Here is a 20,564-nt window from a genome sequence, read left to right as displayed (position 1 = left end):
CGATACTCGTTGCGACCGTGGGACCGCACCCAACGGGCCCCGGTCCCGGGACCTTAGGCGCCCTCGCGCTCCGAAGGCTCCCGGCAGTCACGGCCCTCGAGGCCACCGGACATCGGACATCGGAAAAGGGACTCACCCCCATGAACAGATCCCGTAGCAGATCCCGCACCAACCTCCTGGCCGTCCTCGGCGCCGCTGCCCTGGTCGGTTCGCTGGCCACCGCACCCTCGGCGTTCGCAGCGCCCGCACCAGACGCGCTCAAGTCTGCCTCAACGAACGCCATATCGGCGTACGCGGGCTCCGCGGAGGAGGCCTCCGCCAACCAGAAGTTCTTCGATGCCGTCATGAAGTCGGCGCTGAAGAAGCAGGCGGCGCAGCCGGGCATCCAGGTCGTCACCGTGCGCTACCGCACGACCCGCGCGCCGAGCTTCCGTAGTCAGATTGCGCAGAGCACGCAGATCTGGAACTCCTCGGTCAGCAACGTCAAACTGCAGGAGTCCAGTTCGGGCGCTGATTTCGAATACCGCGAGGGCAATGACTCGCGCGGCTCGTACGCCTCCACCGATGGGCGCGGGCACGGCTACATCTTCCTGGACTACCGGCAGAACCAGCAGTACAACTCCACCCGGGTGACCTCGCACGAGACGGGGCACGTGCTGGGTCTGCCCGACCACTACTCGGGCCCGTGCAGCGAGCTGATGTCGGGCGGCGGACCTGGCCCTTCCTGCACCAACGCCTACCCCAACGCGACAGAGCGTCAGCGGGTCAACACCCTGTGGGCCAGGGGGATCGCCACTCTCCAGGACAAGGGCGAGCTGACCAAGGTCCGCTGACCGGGCGCTACGCCACCGTGGGGCGCATGGCCACCTGGCGCCAACTGCCCCCGAGTGTCCACCCGGCCGCGTGCGGCGCACTCTCCTCCGAGGGGCAGTCCTGCTTCGGGGCAGGCGTCGCGCTGCCGTGGCCGGTCTGGGTGGGTGAACCCGTTCGTGCACCGGCCGGGCGTCGCTAACCGCGGACTCAGCTCACCCCCTCGGTTCTGCCAGGTAAGGGGCGGGTTACACGGTGTGGGCGGGCCTACAACAGGGCGCCGCCGGACACCTCGAGACGCTGGGCGGTTACCCATCGCAGGTCCTCGGAGGCGAGCGCGGCAATCGCGTCGCCGATCTCCTGCGGTTCACCGACGCGGCCGAGCGCGGTCTGCGCGCTCAGTCCCTCGCGCATCTGTGCGTCGTCCCGCATGGCGCCGCCGTTGAAGTCGGTGGCGGTCGGCCCCGGCGCGATGGCGTTGACGCGGATCTTGCGCGCCCCCAACTCCAGGGCCAAAGTCCGGCTGAGGGCCTCGACCGCCGCCTTGGAGGCCGAGTAGACCGAGGTGCCGGCGCTGGTGTGGCGGCTGAGGGAGGAGGAGACGTTGATGATCCGCCCTCCGTCGGCCAGTAGGGGCGCAAGCGCCTGGATGAGGAAAAACGTGCCGCGCACGTTGGTGTCCATCACCGCGTCGAAGTCGTCGACCGTGACCGCTTCCAACGGTCCGAACAGCCCGATCCCGGCGTTGTTGACCAGGACGTCCAACCGGGTCGCGTCCCAGCGCTCCAGTTGCGCAGCCAGGTGGGAAGCGAAGGCGGGAAAGGAGGCCACGTCGCCGATGTCCAGCCGCAGTGCGGCAGCCGTGGCGCCGGATTCCTGAACGCTTTTGACCGTCCCCTCGGCCTCCTGCGCGTCGCCGCGGTAGGTGATGATGACGCGCAGCCCGTGCCGGGCCAGCGCCTGGGCCGTAGCCCGGCCCAGCCCGCGATTGCCGCCGGTGACCAATGCAATCTTGCGTGACTCCATGAGTGCTTCTCTTTCGGGAACGGAACGACGCCGGCTGGGATTACTCTCGCCGACCGGATGCGAGTCGTTCGACTCGCCTCTCTGGCCACGTAAACATCTCCGCAGTGGCGAGTCAAGTGACTCGCCTCGCGATAGGTCATACTGAGCTCATGACCGCAGGACTCTCCGCGCACCATCAACGACTCGCACAGCGCAAGCGTGAGGCGATCACCGCAGCGGCCACGAAGCTGTTCCTGGAACGGGGCTATGACGGGACCTCGCTGGCGAAGATCGCGCAGGAAGCGGTCGTCTCGAAGTCCACGCTGTTCAAGCAGTTCCCCACCAAGGCAGCGCTCTTCGAAGCCATCGTCACCGAGTACTGGAAGGGCGGGCCGGACCCGGCGGCCCCCGCGAGGCAGCCCGGTGACCTGCGCGACGGCCTGAGCGCCATCGGCCGCCAGTACGCCGACCTGATCGGCCGACCCGCGATGGCGGCCCTCTTCCGCATCGTCATCGCCGAACTGCCGCGCTTCCCGGAACTGGGGCGGGCTCAGTTCGAGCTGGGCAAGCTGCCCTACTTCATCTCCGTCCAGCACTACCTGGAGGCCCAGCACGCCGCAGGCACCGCGGTGGTACCCGACGCGGAGAGCGCCACCAACCAGTTCCTCGGAATGATCGCCAACTACGTCCTGTGGCCGCGGATGCTGCTCGCCGACTGGAGCCCCGCACCTGCCGACATCGGTCACGCGGTCGACGAGGCGGTCACGACGATGCTCGCCCGCTACGGTCGCAGCGCCAACGACGCGCAGCACCCCTGAACGCCTCCGGCGGCACCGCGGGCGCGGACGGCGCCCGCCCCGGAGCTGCGGAACTCTGGATGAGGAGACCGCGATCCTGCTGTTCGAGCCGACGGGAACGATCAACACCGGTGACGCTGGGGGGCCGATGACCAAGGCGGCCGAGATCCTCAGCTGACACGGGAGTGTTGATGGCGCTGACCTGATGGGTGGGGTGATCGCAGGTGTTCGTCGCCAGCGAAGGCCGGTGTGGACCCTGGCGGTGTGTGCCACGTTGCAGTCATGACTACGACACCGGATGGACGCCCTGTCCCCCCTCCGCATGCTGGTGAGCGAGCCATGCTGGAAGCGTGGCTCGATTTTCACCGCGCCACACTCGTTCTGAAGTGCTCCGGCCTCAAGGATGAGCAATTACGGCTGGCTTCGGCTGCACCCTCCTCGATGACTTTGCTGGGACTTGTCCAGCACCTGGCTCTGGTCGAGAACAAGTGGTTCCAACGCGTGTTCGCAGGCCAGGACCTGCCCCCAGTCTTTGAGGAGAGCAACGCCGACGGCTTTGCACTGGTGGAAAACCGAGGACTCGAGGAAGTCATGGCCATCTGGCAGAGGGAGGTTGATCGGGGGCGTGAGCTCATCGCGACCGCTTCACTGGACGATGCCGGTCAGCTGTCGGAGCAGGAAGCAGGCCACGTAGGTGATTCAGGGGTCTCGCTGCGCTGGATCATGGTTCACATGATTGAAGAGTACGCACGCCACAATGGCCATGCTGACCTGCTCCGAGAGCGCATCGACGGGGTCACCGGCGCGTAAAGCGTGGCGTGTGGCCTGCGGAGGTAGGACGTTCGGAAGCGAACGAGAGGGTGGCGGGTGGAGGCGGGCGTTGCGGCGATACTCGGTGCAGCGATTGGTGCGGTCGGCGGCCTTGGGGGAGGTCTCCTCACCCTCAGCGCCCAGCTGCGGACCGTCGGGGCTCAGCACCGGGCGGAGGAGAAGCGCTGGGTCGCGGACTTGCGGCGCGAGACGTACACCAGCTTCGTCACGTGTGCGAAGCAACTGTCCAATGCCTGCTGGAAGGCGTCCGATCTGCTGCACGGTGAAGGCGCTGTCGAAGACTGGGAAGGCTCCCGCGGCAGTGTGCACGACGCCTGGACGCAGTTCAGCGCCGCGGCGGCTGCCGTGACGATAGCCGGGCCGCACTCCGTGGCCGTGGCCGCCGAGGATCTGCGCGAGGCCTTGAGACAGTGGGAGTTGCTCACTGGGGCCTGGATTCGCGCAGCGATCGTAGGCGGGGCTGGACGGCTCGAGGAGCACGACGCACGCTTCATGGCGGCCTTCGAGGCCAAGAAGCCTTTGGAGGCGGCGTTCCAGATCGTCGCAAGGCGGGCTTTGGATACTGAGACGTAGAGTCGGTCAGGGGCTGAGGGACCCCGGACGCGGGCCTCGTGTGGGGTGGGGGCCTGCCCGTGCCCCGGGCCGTACCAGCGGGGGCACGGGCTGGTCGTTAGCGGGGCACGGGCAGTTGTGTGTCAGTCCCTGCGGTACTGCGCGGGCGACTTCTTCGTGTCCTTGTCTTCGTAGGATCCGCTGGTGCCGCGGTCGACATGGAATGTGGTCAGTGTGCTGACGGGGGAGTGGGGGTCACGGCGGTCGTTGATGACGCGCATGTGGGCGCTGAAGCGTCGGGGCGTCACTTCGTACACGTCGTAGCCGTACCGATTGCCCTCGAAGTACTTCAGGTGGGGGTTGGCCTGGCCCATCAAGGGGCCGTTGGCGGCGTTCCATTCGGGGGAGTAGGCGCCGGAGGTGATCGAGTGGGCGGTGAACTCGGTTCCGACCAGAGGGGATTGCGGTTCGTCGAAGTCGGTGCGGATGTCGTCGACGAAGGCGGAGTGCCAGTCGCCGGTGATGACGACCAGGTCCTCCAGTCCGCTGTGGTGCACGTGCTGCAGGACTTCCTTGCGCTCGGCGAGGAAGCCGTCCCACTGGTCGGTGAACATGTACGAGCCACCGGGGCGGCCCCGCAGCTGGCTCAGCATGATCGAGTTGGCCCATATGTGCCAGGCGTCGGGGGCCCGGTCGATGGTCTTCTTCAGCCATGTCTTCTGCTCGGCGCCCAAGATGGTGCCGTCGGGCAGGTTCTGCGCCGAGCGGTAGGAGCGCAGGTCGAGGATGGCCAGTTCCAGCAGTTCGCCCCAGCGCCGCACCCGGTGGATCTCGGGGTCGGGCAGCGCTGAGCCGCCGAAGGAGTCGCGGTGGGGCATGTGCTCGTACCAGGCCTGGTAGGCGGCCGCGCGGCGCCGCATGAACGGGGCGCCACCGCCGGTACCGCTGTAGTCGTTGACGACCTCGTGGTCGTCCCACGTCAAGAACCATGGGTGGGCGGCGTGCGCCTCGCGCAGCGATTGATCGCCCTTGTAGAGAGCGTGCCGTTTGCGGTAGTCGGCCAGAGTGAGGATCTCGGGTCCGTCATGGTCGCGCACGTGCTGCTCGGGTACGCCGCCGACCTGGCCGTGCTCGTAGATGTAGTCGCCCAGGTGGACGACGAAGTCGACCTTCTCGCGGGCGATGCCGCGGTGCGCGGCGTAGAAACCGTCGTGGAAGGCTTGGCAGTTGGCGGCCGCGAAGGTGACCTTCTCGACGCGCCCGCGCGGCGCCGTCTTCGTACGCCCCACACGGGACGTCTTGCCCAGTGCCTTGAACGCGTACCAGTAGTGGCGCCCGGGGGCCAGGCCGTCCACCGGGACGTGCACGCTGTGGCCCAGCGTCGCCGAGGCGGGCGCCGTGCCCCGGGCGACGACGCGGCGCAGCCCGGCGTCCTTGGCCAGGACCCACTCGACTTCGACGATCTCGGGAAGCTGCTGCTCGGCGGCCAGTGGTTCGGGCGCGAGTCTGGTCCACAGCACCACGGAGTGCGGCTGCGGATCACCGGAGGCGACGCCGAGGGTGAAGGGCGCTTGGTCGTACTCGGCCCCCAGGTTCTCGGCGGCCTCGCGGGCCTGCGCCGGGGTCAGGCCAGGGGCGAGCGGCCAGGCGAGGCTGAGCGCGCCGGCGGCCGCGGCGGACTTGAGCAGGTCACGGCGGTTGACGGTCATCGGCGGCCTCCGGTGGCGCTGAGGGTGAGGGAAAGGGCGTCCGCGTAGCCGTCGTTGGAGGTTCCGCTGCCGCTGCGTGTGAAGACGAGCAAGATGCGCGCCGAGCGGGCAGTGGGCGGCACGGTGGCTTCGGCCGTGCGCTCCAGGAGCCCCGTTTTGTTCTGCCGGTCGCCGGCGCTGACCGGGCCCAGGACGCTGAGGGCCAGGGGGGTGTTCTTGGCGTCGCGGAACTCCACGGACAGGCGCGCGCCGTCCTCCTGTGCGGCAAATCCGCCGAGCCAGCCGGCCAGCGTGTAGCGGACCTTGCCCGCGTCGACGGCGCGGCGTCCGGTCGGGCCGCTCCTGGGCAGGTCGATGTCCTGCGTCAGCACGGTGCGCGGGCTGTTGCCGCCCGAGTAGAAGCGGCTGCCGCGGCGGGCCGGGCCGGGGTCCGACGCGGTCGGGTAACCGCCGCCGAGACTGTAGGCGATGAGCGCCGGGGCTCCCTGGGTGATGTTCCAGCCACGGACCTTCGATACGGGGTCGGCGGTGCCGCCGGCCCCGTTCTCCGCGTCGCCGTTGACGACGAGATTCACGCGCTCCTCCTGTGATCGGTGAGTTGAGCGCGGTCAGCCCACCAGTCCCGCATGAACCAGGAGAAGTATTCCGGCGAATTCTGTTACCACCGCTGCCCCGACTGTGGCGGTCTGCCGTCATAAGAGTCCCGCCGTGTCGGGCACCCGGTGGCTGGCGCGGGTTGGGTTCGAGCGGCGCCGGGGTCGCCCTCGCTGCCCGTGCACCAGCGACATGGCCTGGAGGAGAGGACTCAGCGGAGAGACGTCGTCAGCGAAGCCCATTTCCTGCGGCAGGTGCGGCGGCTGGCCTTGTCCACGGTCGGTGGCGGCGTCCTTGTGGATGTTCGTCACCAGGGGCGCTTTTACGCCACATTCCTACGGTTGCTGTGCGGAAATGTTTCGATGGCCGAAATATATCGTCCCGCCTCGACGCACTTTGCAGCTATTTGGCGGCTATATGCGGAGGGGCCAGTTCTGCCTCGCATGCTGCCGGAGTTTGGGGGAACAGCCGGGCGCTTGGGGTGATGGCATGTCAATTTGTGTGCCCTCCGTGACCGCTGGGGTCTGCGGGATGTGACTTCCTGTGGGGGGAAGCCTTGATACATCGCACCTGGGGTGCGCGCCTTTCGCGTGCCCGGAAGAGAACCAGGCTGGCTACCGCGGCAGTTGTGGCTTCTGGCGCCCTGACGCTGTCCCTGCTGCCGGCCGCGGGCACCGCCGCCGCGGCGGATGAGCCGGGATCGGTGTGGGGCAAGGGCGCGCCGACCTTCACCATGCCGCCGGTGAAAGTGGGAACGAATGATCCGGTGGCGCCGCAGGCCGAGCGCACGCCTTCCGATGAGCTGGCCCGGTGGCGGGCGGAGCAGAAAAAGCGCGCGCAGGGCGGCGAAACGGCCGGCCGGTCGGGCCACGCGGCGCCCAGTGACTACGTCGCCGAGGGCCAGGGTGACGTGCCCTGGCACAAGATCAGCAACTTTGCGATCACGGACGCGCTGACCGCCCGGGTCAACTACTCGACCGGCAACCTGATGCTGACCGCCACCGACTTCCAGATCGCCGGGGTGGGCCAGAACCTGAGCCTGTCGCGCACCTACAACTCCCTGGACGCCCCCTGGGGCAAGGTGTCCCAGCGGTGGTGGCAGCAGTATGAGCGCTATCTGCAGGTCCTGGACGGCGAGGTCGTCCTCTACGACGCTTCCGGCGACAGCCTGCGCTTCACCCAGAAGGCCGATGGCACCTTCGCCACCCCCAAGGGCTATTCGAAGGAGCTGAAGAAGAACGCGGAGGGCACCTACACGCTCACCAACTGGAAGTCCTCGTCCAAGGACACCTACAACGCTGATGGCACGCTGACCAAGGTCACCGACAAGAACAAGGGCACGATCACCGTCACCCAGCATGATGAGGGTGGCGAGCACAAGGGTTTCAAGCTGACCGAGACCCGCTCGGGCCGGTGGATCGACCTGGTCAAGACCGACGCCTCGCAGTGGCAGGCCAAGGACCACACGGGCCGCACCGCCGTCTTCGACCTCGACCCGGCCGGCAACCTGCACAAGACCACGAACGCCGAGGGCAAGACCACCACCTTCGACTACGACTCCTCGCGCCGCCTGACAAAGATCACCACGGCGGAAGGCCGGGTCACCGTCTTCACCTACGACAGCGCCAACCGCGTCACCTCCATGCTGCGCGCCACCGAGTTCAACGGCTCCGGCCACACCGGCCCGATCTGGAAGTACGACTACGACGCCACCACGCCCACCGCAGCGGGCACGACCAAGGTCACCGACCCCGAGGAGCACGCCACCAGATACAAGCACGACGGCGACGGCCAAGTCGATGAGGTCACCGACGCCTTGGGGCACAAACGCTCCACGCAGTACGACGCGAACCACAACATCGACACGGCCACCGATGCGATGGGTTCAGGGACCACCCCAGGCAACGTGTCCGACTACGGGTTCAGCACCCGCAACAACCTGGAGAGCATCGAGTCCCCGACGGGCGGGAAGGCAGTTGCGAGCTGGCAGACGATCGCCGGTGGGGACGTGCCCAAGGAATCCACCAACGCCGACGGTGAGAAGACCAGCTATACCTACGACACGGCAGGCAACACCAAGTCGGTGGCGCAGACCGGCACCGGCGGCGGCAGCGTCTCGTTCACCTACAACCCCGCCACGCCCACCTGCGGTGGCTTCGAAGGCCAGCGGTGTGCGGCCGAGACGAAAATGTCGGCCTCCAAGACGGTCAAGACGTCCTTCACCTACGACGGCAAAGGCAACCTGACCAAGGTGAGTCCGCCGGGGCCGCTGGGCGAGAGCACCTACACCTACGACAGCCTGGGCCGCACCGAAACCCTCACCGATGGCCGCGGCATCAAGAAGGTCTTCACCTACGACCACCTCGACCGCATCAAGACCGTCTCCACCGCTAACGACACGGTGCGCTACTTCTACGATGGCGACGGCAACCTGCGTCAGCGCGACGACAACACCGGCACCGTGAAGTACCAGTTCGACCCGCTGCAGCGCGAAACCGTCCGCACCCTGCAGGACGGCTCCCAGACCCTGCTGGCCTACACTCCGGCCGGCAACGTCGACTTCTACCAGGACCCGGCCGGCAAGGTCGACTACACCTGGAACGAGGTCAACAAGCTCAAGGAGCTCAAGGACCCGCAGGGCCGGGTGACGTCGTACAAGTACAACAACAACGACGTCCGCACCGAGACCGCCTACCCCGGCGGCACGGTGCACAAGGTCGACGTCGACAAGTCCAGCCGCCCCGAGAAGATCAAGGCCACGTCCAGCAAGGGCACCCTGGTCGACCTCACCTACACCTACGGCTACGGAACGGATGCCAAGACTGACGGCAGCAAGATCCGCACCAGCACGGACGCCGTGGCAGGCACCAAGACCACCTACAGCTACGACGGAGCGGGCCGCTTTTCCTACGCGGCGGAGAACAAGGGCTCTACGCTGAACGAGTCCTGGCAGTACTGCTACGACCTGGCCGGCAACCTCACCAGCCAGGGCACCGAGAAGGGTTGCCCGCGCGGCACCACCTACACGGTCAACGACGCCCAGCAGATCACCGCGAAGAACGGGTCCACCACCAACTGGTCCTACGACAAGGAGGGCCACGAAACCGCGGCGGCCCCGACGCCGGAAGGCACACGCACCGGTGAGACCTGGTCGGATCACAGCCAGCTCACCTCCCTGACCGTGGGCGGCAAGACGTACGCGGGCCAGTACGGCTCGACCGATCAGAGCGAGCGCATCAAGCTCGGCGACACCTACTTCCACAACGGACCGATCGGGCTGTCGGCCACCTCAACTGCGGGCGTGGACACGGGCTTTAACCGGGAGCCCGGGGGCACACTCAATTCCATGACCCGGGACGGCAAGGCGTACTACTACCTCACCGACGCACTCGGCTCCGTCGTCGCCACAGCGGACGAGTCCGGTGCGAAGGTGAACTCGTACAGCTACAGCCCCCGCGGCGTCGCTCGCTCGTCGAGCAGCGAAAAGGTCGCCCAGCCCTACCGGTTCGCCGGCGGCTACCAAGATCCCACCGGGCTCTACCACTTCGCGGCCCGCTACTACGACCCCAACATCGGCCGCTTCAACAGCCCCGACCCCTCCGGCCAAGAGAAGAATCCCTACCTGTATGCCGAAGGCGACCCCGTCAACCGCATCGATCCCAGCGGATTGCTCTCGATTGGCGACGCGCTCGGTTATGCCGGTCAGGCAGTGGGGCTAGCAGCTGCCGTCACGGCACCTACCCTGGGCGTGGGGCTCGGCCTCGCAGCACTGAGCACTGGACTGGAAGTAGCCGGTGGAATCGCGAATGGCGATAGCCCCTCGAAGATCGCAGGCGGAGCCATGGTGAATCTCGTGGGCGCAAAGGTGGGAGTCGGCGCGGACCTGCTCAAAGCCAGTAAGACAATGTCCCGTGGAGTCAATACCGCCTACTGGGGGATCGGAGTCGTAGCGGGAAGGGTCATGTGAGAGAAGCGGGAGAGATATGACTGAGCTCAGTGCATTCATCTCGAACAGCACACCGATGATGATCATTGCGTTGCTAATCGGCGCGGTAGTCTTCATTTTGGTGTCTGTGCGTTCGAAGAGGAAGAAGTAGTCCGAGATGTTGGCAACCGGCCTGCAGGGCATCGGTTGCCAACGTCTTTGGATTGGTTGCGGTGATCGAGATCGGTCCTCATTCGCTGGCAGTGCCGGAGGCTATACCTACCCTGCAAGGCTGACTTACTGGAGGGCTTCAAGTGCAGTTCCGGTCCGGTGTCTCGCTTGAGTAAGGCCCGGTCGGCACTTTGAGGGGAGAGCTTGTGCGGGTTTTCCTTGCGGTGTTTGCCTTCATCGTAGGAGTTACGTTGATAGCAACCAGGCGGAAATTTGGACAGAGAGCGGTCAGTCAGCGAAATTTCTTCGGACGGGCCAACGCTGCCGCCGGGGAAGGGGCGGCCCGATCCGGTCCGCTGGTCATCGGATGCTTCATGATTCTCATTGGTGTGCTCGTAGCTACCGGGCTGGTAGAGCCCGAATAGCAGGTCGCGCCCGCAGCCAGGGGGAGAGACGAGTGAAGAAGATCTTTCCTTGACGGCTTATCGGTCCGGAGGCCAGTGCCTCTGGACCGACGCTGTTTTGTAATCCGCTGAGCGGCGTGCGGGCCGTGAGAGACCGCATCTCGCCTTCCCCAGAAAGAGGGTTTATTTTGGAAACGATCGCTGCGGGACGCTGGTACCCCGACGGCGCTGGGGGTTTGATTATTTTTCTCGTAGCCATGGCAGTGCTGGTAGCGATGATCTTCTACGGACGTCATCAGAAGAGGCGGGGCAAGCAATAGGATGATCGAGTTCTCGAGGGGGCCATCCCACCCCGTCACGGGCTGCCTTTCGCGTAGCCGCCGTCGACTCGCCTTCGCCTCAGTCCGCTTCACTCGAAGCGCAGACGCAGCGACTCCCTTTCGGCTTCCTCGATCTGTTCGACCGTCAGGCCCGGCAGCTTCAACTGGGCCAGCGTCACCTCGGCACTGGTCGGCTGGGCGTCGGCAGGTATCCACTTCTCCGGCTGCCACGCATGGGCGCGCATCAGCGATTTGGGGCAGTGGGGGTAGACCTGGTCGACGTGCACGACCAGCGCGGATACGGGCGGCTTGCCGACGGGCGTGAGCTGCGCGAGCAACTCCGGGTGGGCCGAGACGCAGGCGCGGCCGTTGACGCGGAGAGTCGTCGGCCGGCCGGGGATGAGGAAGACGAGGCCGACGCGTCCGGTCTGCAGCACGTTGTGCAGGGTGTCGAGTCGCTTGTTGCCGGTCGCGTCGGGGATCACCAGGGTCGTCTCGTCCAGCACGGAGACGAAGCCGGCCGGGCCGCCGCGCGGCGTCACGTCCGCCCTGCCGTCGGCGTCGGCGCTGCCGATGAACACCAGGGAAGAACAGCCGATCAGCGCGCGGGTCTGTTCGGTCAGGTGGTCGATCTCCTTGCGGAGTGCGTTCGGATTCGCCTGCGGGTAGAGCTCACGCAGCTGATCTGGGCTGGTCAGGGCATCCGCCCGGAGGGCGTCGAAGAGCGAACTGGTGGTCCCCGTGTCGGTCGTCATGAAGATGACCCTAAAAGACGACCAGGACCGCGCGAAGATCAATGGGTTAACTCGACTGCGTCGACCGGTGGCCACGCCCCGACGTGCAGCGGGAAGATCGGCGTTGCCCTGCCGGGAGGAAGAGCGCGCGCCGGCGGAACGAAGCATCGGGGCTCGGCGCGTCACGATCGTCCCATGTGTCATGTGTGCGGGCTGCCGACCTTGGTGGGAGAGTGCCGGGTTCGGGGCGCTCACCGCTCCCGGACGGCATAGGTCACATGCGTCACCCTCGGGGAGGGCTCCGCGCGGACCTGCTCCAGGGCCACGCGGCCGGCGTCCACGCCCTCGAACAGGCGGATTCCGCAGCCGAAGAGCACGGGGGAGAGGGCGATCGAGAACTCGTCGATCAGCCCGGCGTTCACGTACTCCAGGATCGTCGCGCCCCCGCCCGCGATACGGACATCCCGGTCTCCGGCGGCCTCGCGAGCCTGGTCGAGAGCGGACTCGATGCCGTCGTTCACGAAATGGAATGTGGTCCCGCCGGGCCGCTCCCACGGGTCACGCTTCTCGTGCGTCACGACGAAGACCGGCGTGTGGAACGGTGCCTCCTCCGGCCACATCTGCTCGCCGGCGTCGAACATGTTCTTGCCCATCACGCTCGCGCCCGTACGCTCGAACGTCTCCCGCACGATGTCGTTGTCGCGCCCTTCCTCGCCGCCCTCGCCCAGGTGCAGGTTCTCCCGGAAGAACCGCTGCGGAAAGACCCACTGCTGCAGCTCCATCCACTGCTGCCCCATCAACTCCTCGGAGGACTCGGGCGCGATGAACCCGTCCAGCGACATCGACACGCTGAAGAACACCTTCCCGGCCATCAGCCCTCTGCTCCCTTCTGGACGATCTCGGTGACGTAGGCCGCCAGGTTGTTCAGGGTCTGCCGGCCCCCCTCGATCGCGTGGTACTTCTCGACCGCCTCGTCGCGCAGCTCCTTCGTGGGGAACAGCGTGCGCATCTCGAGCCGGGTCGCCGTGCCATCAGGCTCGAACGTCAGGACCGACTCGAAGGCGTTTGGGTCGTCGCGGGTCTCACCGTGCAGCAACGTGATCCGCTCCGGCGGGGTGAGTTCGGTCCAGGTGATCCACTCCTGGTAATCCGTCCCGTCCGGTCCGTGCATCACAAAGTCCCACTCACCGCCGACGTGGAACTCGAACGCCCGCGTGGTGGTGGTGAACCCCTCCGGTCCCCACCAACGCGACAGGTGCCGCACCTCGGTGAACGCCTTGAACACCAGCTCGCGTGGGGCGTCGATGATCCGGGAGACGACGACCTCGCGGTCGGCTGTCGCCGTCTGCTCCGACCGTGCCGTCTGCGCCGCCTGCGTCGGCGTTCCGTGTTCTGTCGTGCTCATCAGCTACTCCGCTTCCCTGGTCTGTTTCAGGTCCTGCACGTAGGCGTCCAGCCGGTCGAAGCTCTCGTTCCAGAATTGCTCGAAACCGCCGGTCCACTCGTGGATGGGTCGCAGCCCCGTGGCGTCGAGGCCGTACAGGCGCTGCTTGCCCGCCTTGCGGTCACGCACCAGCCCGACCTCCCGGAGCACCCGCAGGTGTTTTGAGGCCCCCGGCTGGGTCATCCCCAGTTCCTGCGCCAACTCGGTCACCGATCGCTCACCCGCCCGCAGCAGCGCCAGGATTTCCCGGCGCTGCGGCTCGGCGATCGCGTTGAAGACGTCCGATGTCGTCGCTGCTCGTGCCATGGATCAATCGTATGCCGATATCGGCATACGTCAAGCGGTAGAGAGTCCGGGAGGTCAGATTGGCCCCGGACAGGGCGCGGTCGCAGTGCATCCCTCACCGGAATCGACGCTGTTTTTTGGGACGGGCTCCGGGCATTCGGAGTGACATGAATCGCGATGCGGTGACCCAAGCTGCCTCAGGCGGCGACAGCAGCCCAGTCTTCATCCCGTTCCTGTGCGTTTTCCTGCTCATGGGCCTCGTGCAGGTCATACGACCCCAACTGCTCTGGAGAATGAACAGAAACATGCAGCGGGGGTGGGTGAAGGACCCGGACGCAACTGAACCCACCAGCAAGGGCTACGCGTTGGCGCGAGTGTCCGGAGTGCTCGTTCTGGCAGTCGCCACCTGGATGCTGGTGCAACACGTCTGACTGAACGGCAGGAAACCCACCGAGCCGCCGATGAGGGCTGCGCGCGATCACAGCAGGGTGGACAGCCAGACGGTCGCGGCCGCAGTGGCACCGAGTCCGATGTTGAGTGCGATCCGGCGGTCTTCTCCGGTCAGGTGCACGGCGATCGCACCGCTCTGCAGGAGGACGAGGCCGATGGATGCCACCGTCGCCAGCCAGGGCGCGATGCCGGTCAGCGGGGGGAGGACCAGGCCGATCGCGCCGAGTAGCTCGACCGTCCCCAGAGCCCTGACGGCGGGCAAAGGCATGCGGTCGACCCAGGCCATCATCGGCCGGAGTTGATCGCGGCTGCGGATGACCTTCAGCGTGCCCGCGTAGAAGTAGAACAACGCGAGCAGTCCGGCGATGATCCAGTAGGCGATGTTCATGATTCCCGTTCGTAGGTCGCGTCGCCGGTTCACGGTGACCTGTCGGTTGCGTCGCTGATCGAAGAATTATCGAAGGCCCCGGTCAGTCGTCCGAGGGGGCGGCCCGGTGAAGGGCGAAGTCGGTGGCAGGCTTGGTCGCGTATCGATCCATCGCCTCGGTGTTGGCCTGCGGCGTCAGCGGTCGGCCGTCGGTGAGCACGTCCTGAAGGTCCCGGAAGTACTGCACGTACAAGTCGGGGGTGAAGGTGCTGAGCATGACGGCGGGCTGGTCCGTCGGATTGGCGAAGGTGTGGGGGGTGCCGGGCGGAACCATCACGAGCGTGCCCGCGGTGGCGTCGTATTCCTCGTGCCCGACGGAGAACCGCACGGTGCCGAAGAGGATGTAGAAGCCTTCGTCGTGTTGGGCATGGCGGTGCTGGGGCGGTCCCTGGGTGTGCGGGGCGAGGACGGACTCGGCGATCGCGAGGCGGTGCCCGGTGTGGCTGCCGTCCTCCAGAACGCGCATCCGTGTGGGGCCCAGCACGATCGTCTCGCCGTCGCCGGGGCCCACCACCGATACGGCGGGGTGGGTCTGCGGCTCTCGGTGGTCGGCTTCTTCGGTCATGCTCACGAGTTCACTGCCAGGGCCCTGCCGGTGTCCAAGGCTTGTCCCGCGGCGCCGATACCTGGTGGGTATCGTTGCAGCGTGGAGCTACGAACCCTGCGCTATTTCATTGCTGTCGCCGAGGAACTCCACTTCGGCCGCGCCGCCACCCGACTGCATATGAGTCAGCCGCCGCTGAGCCGGGCGATCAAGCAGTTGGAGGCGGAGGTCGGGGCCTTGCTCTTCGTCCGCTCGCCTACCGGCGTCACGCTCACCGCGGTGGGCACGGTGCTGCTCGACGAGGCGCGGGCGCTGCTCGACCATGCCGACCGCGTCCGTGTACGCGTCAGCGCGGCGGCCGGCGTGGCGACCCTGACCGTCGGCATCCTGGGGGACGGCACAGATCCGGGAGTGGCCAGGCTGGCCGCTGCTTACCGCCGTCGCCATCCCGGCGTCGACATCCTCATCCGCGACACCGACCTGACCGACCCGACATGCGGGCTGCGCGCCGGGCTCGTCGACATCGCCCTGACCCGCGCGCCGTTCGACGAATCCGCCCTGACGGTACGCGCGCTGCGAAGCGATCCGGTGGGCGCGGTCCTGCGCGCCGACGATCCGCTGGCCCGCCGCGACCGGCTGCACCTTGCCGAGCTGAGCGAGCGCCGTTGGTTCCAGTTCCCGCAAGGCACCGATCCCCTGTGGCAGTCGTACTGGAACGGCGGCAGGCCGCGCGAGGGGCCAGTCGTGCGCGCCGTCCAGGAATGCCTGCAGGCCGTGCTGTGGAGCGGCACGATCGGCCTGGCCCCGCTCGGACACGAGCTGCCCGCGGAGCTGGCCGTGGTACCGCTGATCGACATGGCACCGAGCCGCGTGGTCGCGGCGTGGAACAAAGGTGACACCAACCCGCTGATCCGATCCTTCGTCGAGACCGCGACAGCCGCGTACCGCCACTGAGCACCGGCCCCCACTCCATCCCACCCGACCCCTCCCACGCTCCCCGCGAGCTATCCTGCGCGCATGCGTGAGCAGTTCACCGGCTGGCCGGAGCAGGCCATGGACGTCTTGTTCCGGCTCCAGGGCGAACCCTCCCAAACGATCCGTGAGCGCTGCCGTGCGGACCGCGAACGGCTGGTCCGGCAGCCGATGATCGCCCTGCTCAACGCTGTCGCGGACGCCGATCCCCGGTACGAGGACTTCTCCGTCTGGCACTACCGCACCGACTCCTGGTGGTGGCAGCACCAGAGCGCGGTGATCCGGCTCGGCCGCAAGATCGAGATCGGCCTTCGGTTCTCCCTGGACGGCCTGCGCATCCAGGGCGCCTGGTGGTACCCCGACCCCGGCCAGGTGGACATGTTCCGCAAAGCGGTGGTCGCCGAGGGGAGCGGGCGCGAACTGTCCGCCATCGTCGAGGACGTACGCGCGAAGGGTTACGACATCTCCGGGGACGTGATGAAACGCCCCCCGCGCGGCTATCCGACAGACCACCCCCGTACGGACCTGCTGCGCCACCGTTCTCTGATCGCCGCCCGCCCCCTGGGCTGCGAGGCGTGGCTGCACACGCCCGAGGCGGTCGACCGGGTCCTCTCGGCATGCGCCGACCTGGACGCCCTGCTGATGTGGCTGGTCCGACACGTCAAGCGCGCCGCCTGACCTCACGAGGGGTGCCGTGCGGGGCCCGAGGAACCGCACTCGTTCGTCGGTGAGTTGCACGGCGAGTTGCACGGCTCGAACCTCGCTGACCCTGCCGTCCGTCCGGGCGAACCGCCACGTCCTTGCGCCGAGCCTCGCTCCGGAACGGTCGTCAGTCGGCGTACACCGGCGCGAGGTCGATGTAGATGCGCCAGTCCCGCGCCTTGTCACCGCGGAAGGTGAGGATGTCGGCATTGGGTACCGTGACCTGCTTGCCGTCTGTCCGGGTGTAGGTGACCTCGGTCTGGACGATGACGATGTCGCCCGATTCCCAGGTGCGCAGCAGACGGTGCGAGAGTCCCGCGATGGTGGCGAAGAAGTCGGCCACGCCTTGCCGTACCGCCGGGCGGCCGGTCAGTTCCGGGCTGTTGGCGAAGCGGAACACCACGTCCTTGGTGAGGTGGGCGACGAACTTGTCCGGGTCGAAGGTGTCGATGTCCCGGAAGATGCGCGCGACGTCTCGGCGCCCCTCGGTTGCTCGGGCGTGGGGCACGGCGAGTCCTTCAGGGCCGTCGCCCTGGCTTTCGGTGCTGAGGTCGCTGCCGTGACTCGGTGTCGAGGGGTGGTCGCCAGTGCGGTCCACGGTGATCTCCTCCGGCCGAAGGCGTGACTGTTTGCCTGCCGCGCATGGTGCTCCGTATGGTGCTCCCGCGCACAATTCTGTGAGTGCAACTCCGCGTATTCGTAAGGCAGTTGGACCAGCATCCCAAGAATGACCGGACGGTGCGACCCGAACGGCGCCCGTAGGGAGATTGCTCCAAGGGGGCGTGGCGGGGTGTGTGACCCCCAGGAAACCTGGAGGCCACACCTACTTGCCGTCATCTCCTGAACTCATCGCTTCACCCCGTGATCGCCGCGATCGTCAACTCCTATTTCTGTCACGGATATTGACACCCTCCCTTCGGAAGTCCTACGTTCACCGCGCCTGAGAGCGCTCTCAGCAGGCCGTCCGGTCAAGACTTCGAGGAGCTGCCTCCCATGCCCACCAACCGCCGCGCGTCCCACGTGTGGCCACCCCTCAGACGCACCGTCGCCGGCCTCGCCTCGGCCGCGCTCGCCGCCACCGGCCTGGTCGCCCTCGCCGCCGCGCCCGCCTCCGCCGCCACCATTCCGGTCGGCTCCGGCAGCTACTCCGACACCCGCCCCGCGGGCACCGTCGGCCCCACCAACAACGTCGGCGGCGCCGTCACCCCCAAGGTCACCGCCGCCGCCAAGGACAAGCCCGTACCCACCAACGACTGGTGGTCCTCGCTCGCCTTCCAGCGCTACCCGGACAACCCGTACTCCACCCCGATGTACGGCCACCCCCTCACCTACCAGGCGGCCTCAGGCGGCCTCGACGTCGGCTACCCGACCTCGGCCGCGGTCGTCGGCGACGGCCGCCAGTACGAGTACGCCCACAAGAGGGACCTCACCCTCGGGCTGACCGGTCTCAACTCGCCCGACACCAAGGCCGATTCCTGGTCCGACTGGACCGTCACCCCCTACTGGTCCGACGGCACCCGAACCCTGCGCACCACCATCGGCCACGGCCTGCCCTTCGTCTACGCGACCGGCTCCGGCGGCGACGCCCGCGTCACTACCGCCAACGCGCCCACCGTCTTCTCCGACCAGGGCAACGTCATCGGTATCACCGTCGGCGGCCACCACTACGCGCTCTTCGCCCCCTCCGGCACCGACTGGTCGCTCTCCGGCTCCACCCTCACCGCGCCCCTGACCTCGGCGAAGAACTACTTCTCGGTCGCCGTCCTGCCCTCGACCGGCGATCTCGCCACATACAAGAAGTACGCCTACTCCTTCGTCACCGGCTCGAAGGTCTCCTGGTCGTCGACCACATCCGGCCAGACCAAAGCCACCTACGCCCTGGAGACCACCCCGAAGGAGGGCACCGAGACCGGGACCCTCCAGGCCCTCTACCGCCACCAGTGGCAGGCCACCGACTCCGCGCTGACCAACCTCACCTACGTCTCCCCGCGCGGCACGATGAAGGTCCGCGAGGGCGCCTCCTTCTCCACCACCCAAAAGGCGTCCCCGGTCCTGCCGACGCTGCCGTCCGTCTCCGCCGTGGACAAGGCCCGCCTGAGCGGTTACCTCAACGATGTCGCGAACGCCGCCGACCCGTTCAACGGCGCCACCGACACCTACTGGACGGGCAAGGCCCTCGGCCGTCTCGCCCAACTGGTCCCGGTCGCCGACCAGATAGGCCAGACCGGCACCCGTGACAAGCTGATCGGCCTGCTCAAGGGCAAGCTGCAGGCGTGGTTCACGGCAGGCGGCGGACAGGAGTTCAGCTACGACAAGGACTGGCGGACGCTGATCGGCTACCCGGCCTCATACGGCAGCGACGCCGAACTGAACGACCATCACTTCCACTACGGCTACTACATCTACGCCGCCGCCATCGTCGCCCAGTACGACCAGGCCTGGGCCGCCGACTCCGCCTGGGGCGGCATGGTCAAGACACTGATCCGCGACACCGCCAACCCCTCGCGCACCGACTCCGCCTACCCCTTCCTGCGGGGATTCGACGTCTACGCCGGCCACAGCTGGGCCTCCGGGCACCAGGGCTTCGCCGCCGGCAACAACCAGGAGTCCTCCTCCGAGTCCACCCAGCTCAGCGCCGCGCTCGTCCTGTGGGGCTCGGCCACCGGCGACGCCTCGCTGCGTGACCTCGGCTCCCACCTCCTGACCACCGAGTCCGAGGCGATCGCCCAGTACTGGTTCGACGCCGACGAGCAGGTCTTCCCCTCCGGCTTCGGCCACGACACGGTCGGCATGGTCTGGGGCAGCGGCGGCGCCTACTCCACCTGGTGGACCGCGAACCCCGAGGAGATCCACGGCATCAACGCTCTGCCCATCACCTCCGGCTCCTCCCTCCACCTGGCCGCCCATCCCGCCGCCATCAAGCGCAACCTCGCCGAGATGGAACGCGAGAACGGGGGACCGGCCGTCGAATGGCGCGACATCCTCTGGGAGTTCCAGTCCCTGGCCGATCCCGCCGCCGCGAAGTCAAAATGGGACGCGGGCAACGGCTCCTACACCCCCGAAGCCGGCGAGTCCAAGGCCCACACCTACCACTGGCTCACCACCCTGGACGCCCTCGGCACCCCCACCCCCTCGGTGACCGGCTCCATCCCCACCTCCGCCGTCTTCACCAAGGGCACCACCCGTACCTACGCCGCCCACAACTACACCTCCTCGTCCGTCACCGTCACCTTCTCCGACGGAGGCAAGCTGACCGTTCCGGCCCGCTCCACGGCCAGCGGCAACGGCACCGCCCCCGAGGAACCGGAGGAGCCCACCGACCCGCCCACCGGAAACACCTTCCGCCTCACCACCGGTGGCGCCCTCACCACTTCCACCTCCACCACCACCGGCTCCGACACCATCGCCTCCGCCGGGGGCGCCAACCACGACGGCAGCCCGAACCAGCCCTCCACCTACGTCATCAAGAACGTCAACGGCAAGGTGAAGTCCGGCACTTCGACCAGCTTCCGACTCCAGGTCGACGCGGGAACGACCGTCGCCCTCGGCCAGCAGGCCCGCGTCTCGTACGACCTGACGGGCGACGGGACGTACGACCGCGTGGAGACCTACCAGTACTTCGCGAGCGACCCGGTCACCGGCTGGGAGGAGTACACCCAGGCCAAGGGCCTGAAGTCCGCCACCGGCAGCCTCGGCGAGCTGAAGGGTGGCAGCGTCCGCTTGGAGGTCTGGAACGCCATCGGCAACGGCACGGCCAAGCTGAAGACAGGGGCCGCGGACACCGTGGTGGTCATCCCCTACGAGTGAGGAGGGACGGCAAGGCCCAGCCGCGCCCTTAGCCGGCCGCAGCCGCCGGACCCGCGAGAGCGTGGCGGGGGCGGCGGGGGC

Annotated in this window: 19 protein-coding genes; 9 read left to right on the top strand and 10 right to left on the bottom strand. The window is 67.4% G+C overall.

Going from position 1 to position 20,564, the window contains the following annotated elements:
- The first annotated feature begins 140 nt into the window (after positions 1-140).
- The gene (gene snpA / locus ACWFRU_RS28375) at positions 141-833 is read left to right on the top strand and encodes a snapalysin (protein WP_453690971.1); all 693 of its coding nucleotides are present in this window, start codon (positions 141-143) and stop codon (positions 831-833) included.
- Positions 834-1,077: 244 nt separating this feature from the next.
- On the opposite strand, the gene ACWFRU_RS28370 is transcribed toward snpA, so the two are convergent.
- Positions 1,078-1,836, bottom strand: coding sequence for an SDR family NAD(P)-dependent oxidoreductase (locus tag ACWFRU_RS28370; protein ID WP_453690970.1), 759 nt, complete (start codon positions 1,834-1,836; stop codon positions 1,078-1,080).
- 149 nt (positions 1,837-1,985) lie between these two features.
- On the opposite strand from ACWFRU_RS28370, the gene ACWFRU_RS28365 reads away from it, so the two are divergent.
- The 3 genes from ACWFRU_RS28365 to ACWFRU_RS28355 all read left to right on the top strand — a co-directional run bounded on the left by ACWFRU_RS28365 (position 1,986) and on the right by ACWFRU_RS28355 (position 4,016).
- Positions 1,986-2,633 carry a TetR/AcrR family transcriptional regulator gene (locus ACWFRU_RS28365; protein WP_453690969.1) on the top strand — a complete coding sequence of 216 codons (648 nt, stop codon included), beginning with the start codon at positions 1,986-1,988 and terminating at the stop codon, positions 2,631-2,633.
- A 261-nt stretch (positions 2,634-2,894) separates the two neighbouring features.
- Positions 2,895-3,422, top strand: a complete 528-nt coding sequence (locus tag ACWFRU_RS28360) for a DinB family protein (RefSeq protein ID WP_453690968.1) — start codon at positions 2,895-2,897, stop codon at positions 3,420-3,422.
- Positions 3,423-3,479: 57 nt separating this feature from the next.
- Entirely contained in the window at positions 3,480-4,016 is a 537-nt protein-coding gene (locus ACWFRU_RS28355; RefSeq protein WP_453690967.1) for a hypothetical protein, read from the top strand.
- Between the two features lie 122 nt (positions 4,017-4,138).
- Here ACWFRU_RS28355 and ACWFRU_RS28350 read toward each other — a convergent pair whose 3' ends face one another.
- Entirely contained in the window at positions 4,139-5,704 is a 1,566-nt protein-coding gene (locus tag ACWFRU_RS28350; RefSeq protein ID WP_453690966.1) for an alkaline phosphatase D family protein, read from the bottom strand.
- Positions 5,701-6,279 (bottom strand): phosphoesterase, encoded by a 579-nt coding sequence (locus ACWFRU_RS28345; RefSeq protein ID WP_453690965.1) that lies wholly within the window; start codon positions 6,277-6,279, stop codon positions 5,701-5,703. The genes ACWFRU_RS28350 and ACWFRU_RS28345 overlap by 4 nt, the downstream gene beginning before the upstream one ends.
- A gap of 752 nt (positions 6,280-7,031) precedes the next feature.
- On the opposite strand from ACWFRU_RS28345, the gene ACWFRU_RS28340 reads away from it, so the two are divergent.
- On the top strand, positions 7,032-10,265 hold the full coding sequence (locus ACWFRU_RS28340) for an RHS repeat-associated core domain-containing protein (protein ID WP_453691182.1): 3,234 nt from the start codon (positions 7,032-7,034) through the stop codon (positions 10,263-10,265).
- Positions 10,266-11,207: 942 nt separating this feature from the next.
- On the opposite strand, the gene ACWFRU_RS28335 is transcribed toward ACWFRU_RS28340, so the two are convergent.
- The 4 genes from ACWFRU_RS28335 to ACWFRU_RS28320 all read right to left on the bottom strand — a co-directional run bounded on the left by ACWFRU_RS28335 (position 11,208) and on the right by ACWFRU_RS28320 (position 13,602).
- A complete protein-coding gene (locus tag ACWFRU_RS28335) occupies positions 11,208-11,873 on the bottom strand; it encodes an MSMEG_1061 family FMN-dependent PPOX-type flavoprotein (protein ID WP_453690964.1) in 666 nt (221 codons plus the stop codon).
- A 230-nt stretch (positions 11,874-12,103) separates the two neighbouring features.
- Positions 12,104-12,724 (bottom strand): dihydrofolate reductase family protein, encoded by a 621-nt coding sequence (locus tag ACWFRU_RS28330; RefSeq protein ID WP_453690963.1) that lies wholly within the window; start codon positions 12,722-12,724, stop codon positions 12,104-12,106.
- Entirely contained in the window at positions 12,724-13,257 is a 534-nt protein-coding gene (locus ACWFRU_RS28325; protein WP_453690962.1) for an SRPBCC family protein, read from the bottom strand. Before ACWFRU_RS28325 ends, ACWFRU_RS28330 begins: the two co-directional genes overlap by 1 nt.
- Positions 13,258-13,260: 3 nt before the next feature.
- On the bottom strand, positions 13,261-13,602 hold the full coding sequence (locus ACWFRU_RS28320) for an ArsR/SmtB family transcription factor (RefSeq protein ID WP_453690961.1): 342 nt from the start codon (positions 13,600-13,602) through the stop codon (positions 13,261-13,263).
- Between the two features lie 146 nt (positions 13,603-13,748).
- Between ACWFRU_RS28320 and ACWFRU_RS28315 the strand changes: the two genes are divergently transcribed.
- On the top strand, positions 13,749-14,012 hold the full coding sequence (locus tag ACWFRU_RS28315) for a DUF6199 family natural product biosynthesis protein (RefSeq protein ID WP_453690960.1): 264 nt from the start codon (positions 13,749-13,751) through the stop codon (positions 14,010-14,012).
- 47 nt (positions 14,013-14,059) lie between these two features.
- Here the strand turns inward: ACWFRU_RS28315 and ACWFRU_RS28310 are convergent, their stop codons facing one another.
- A complete protein-coding gene (locus ACWFRU_RS28310) occupies positions 14,060-14,419 on the bottom strand; it encodes a DoxX family protein (protein ID WP_453690959.1) in 360 nt (119 codons plus the stop codon).
- An 82-nt stretch (positions 14,420-14,501) separates the two neighbouring features.
- A complete protein-coding gene (locus ACWFRU_RS28305) occupies positions 14,502-15,023 on the bottom strand; it encodes a cupin domain-containing protein (RefSeq protein ID WP_453690958.1) in 522 nt (173 codons plus the stop codon).
- Positions 15,024-15,104: 81 nt separating this feature from the next.
- Between ACWFRU_RS28305 and ACWFRU_RS28300 the strand changes: the two genes are divergently transcribed.
- Complete coding sequence (locus ACWFRU_RS28300; protein ID WP_453690957.1) at positions 15,105-15,956, top strand: LysR family transcriptional regulator; 852 nt, start codon at positions 15,105-15,107, stop codon at positions 15,954-15,956.
- Between the two features lie 63 nt (positions 15,957-16,019).
- Entirely contained in the window at positions 16,020-16,652 is a 633-nt protein-coding gene (locus ACWFRU_RS28295) for a DUF2461 family protein (protein WP_453690956.1), read from the top strand.
- 151 nt (positions 16,653-16,803) lie between these two features.
- Here ACWFRU_RS28295 and ACWFRU_RS28290 read toward each other — a convergent pair whose 3' ends face one another.
- Entirely contained in the window at positions 16,804-17,274 is a 471-nt protein-coding gene (locus tag ACWFRU_RS28290) for a nuclear transport factor 2 family protein (protein WP_453690955.1), read from the bottom strand.
- Between the two features lie 395 nt (positions 17,275-17,669).
- On the opposite strand from ACWFRU_RS28290, the gene ACWFRU_RS28285 reads away from it, so the two are divergent.
- Entirely contained in the window at positions 17,670-20,483 is a 2,814-nt protein-coding gene (locus ACWFRU_RS28285) for a glycosyl hydrolase (protein ID WP_453690954.1), read from the top strand.
- Positions 20,484-20,564: the final 81 nt, after the last annotated feature.

The sequence above is a fragment of the Streptomyces sp. NPDC055099 genome (genome assembly GCF_053607685.1).
This window is presented reverse-complemented; position numbering and strand designations above follow the sequence as displayed.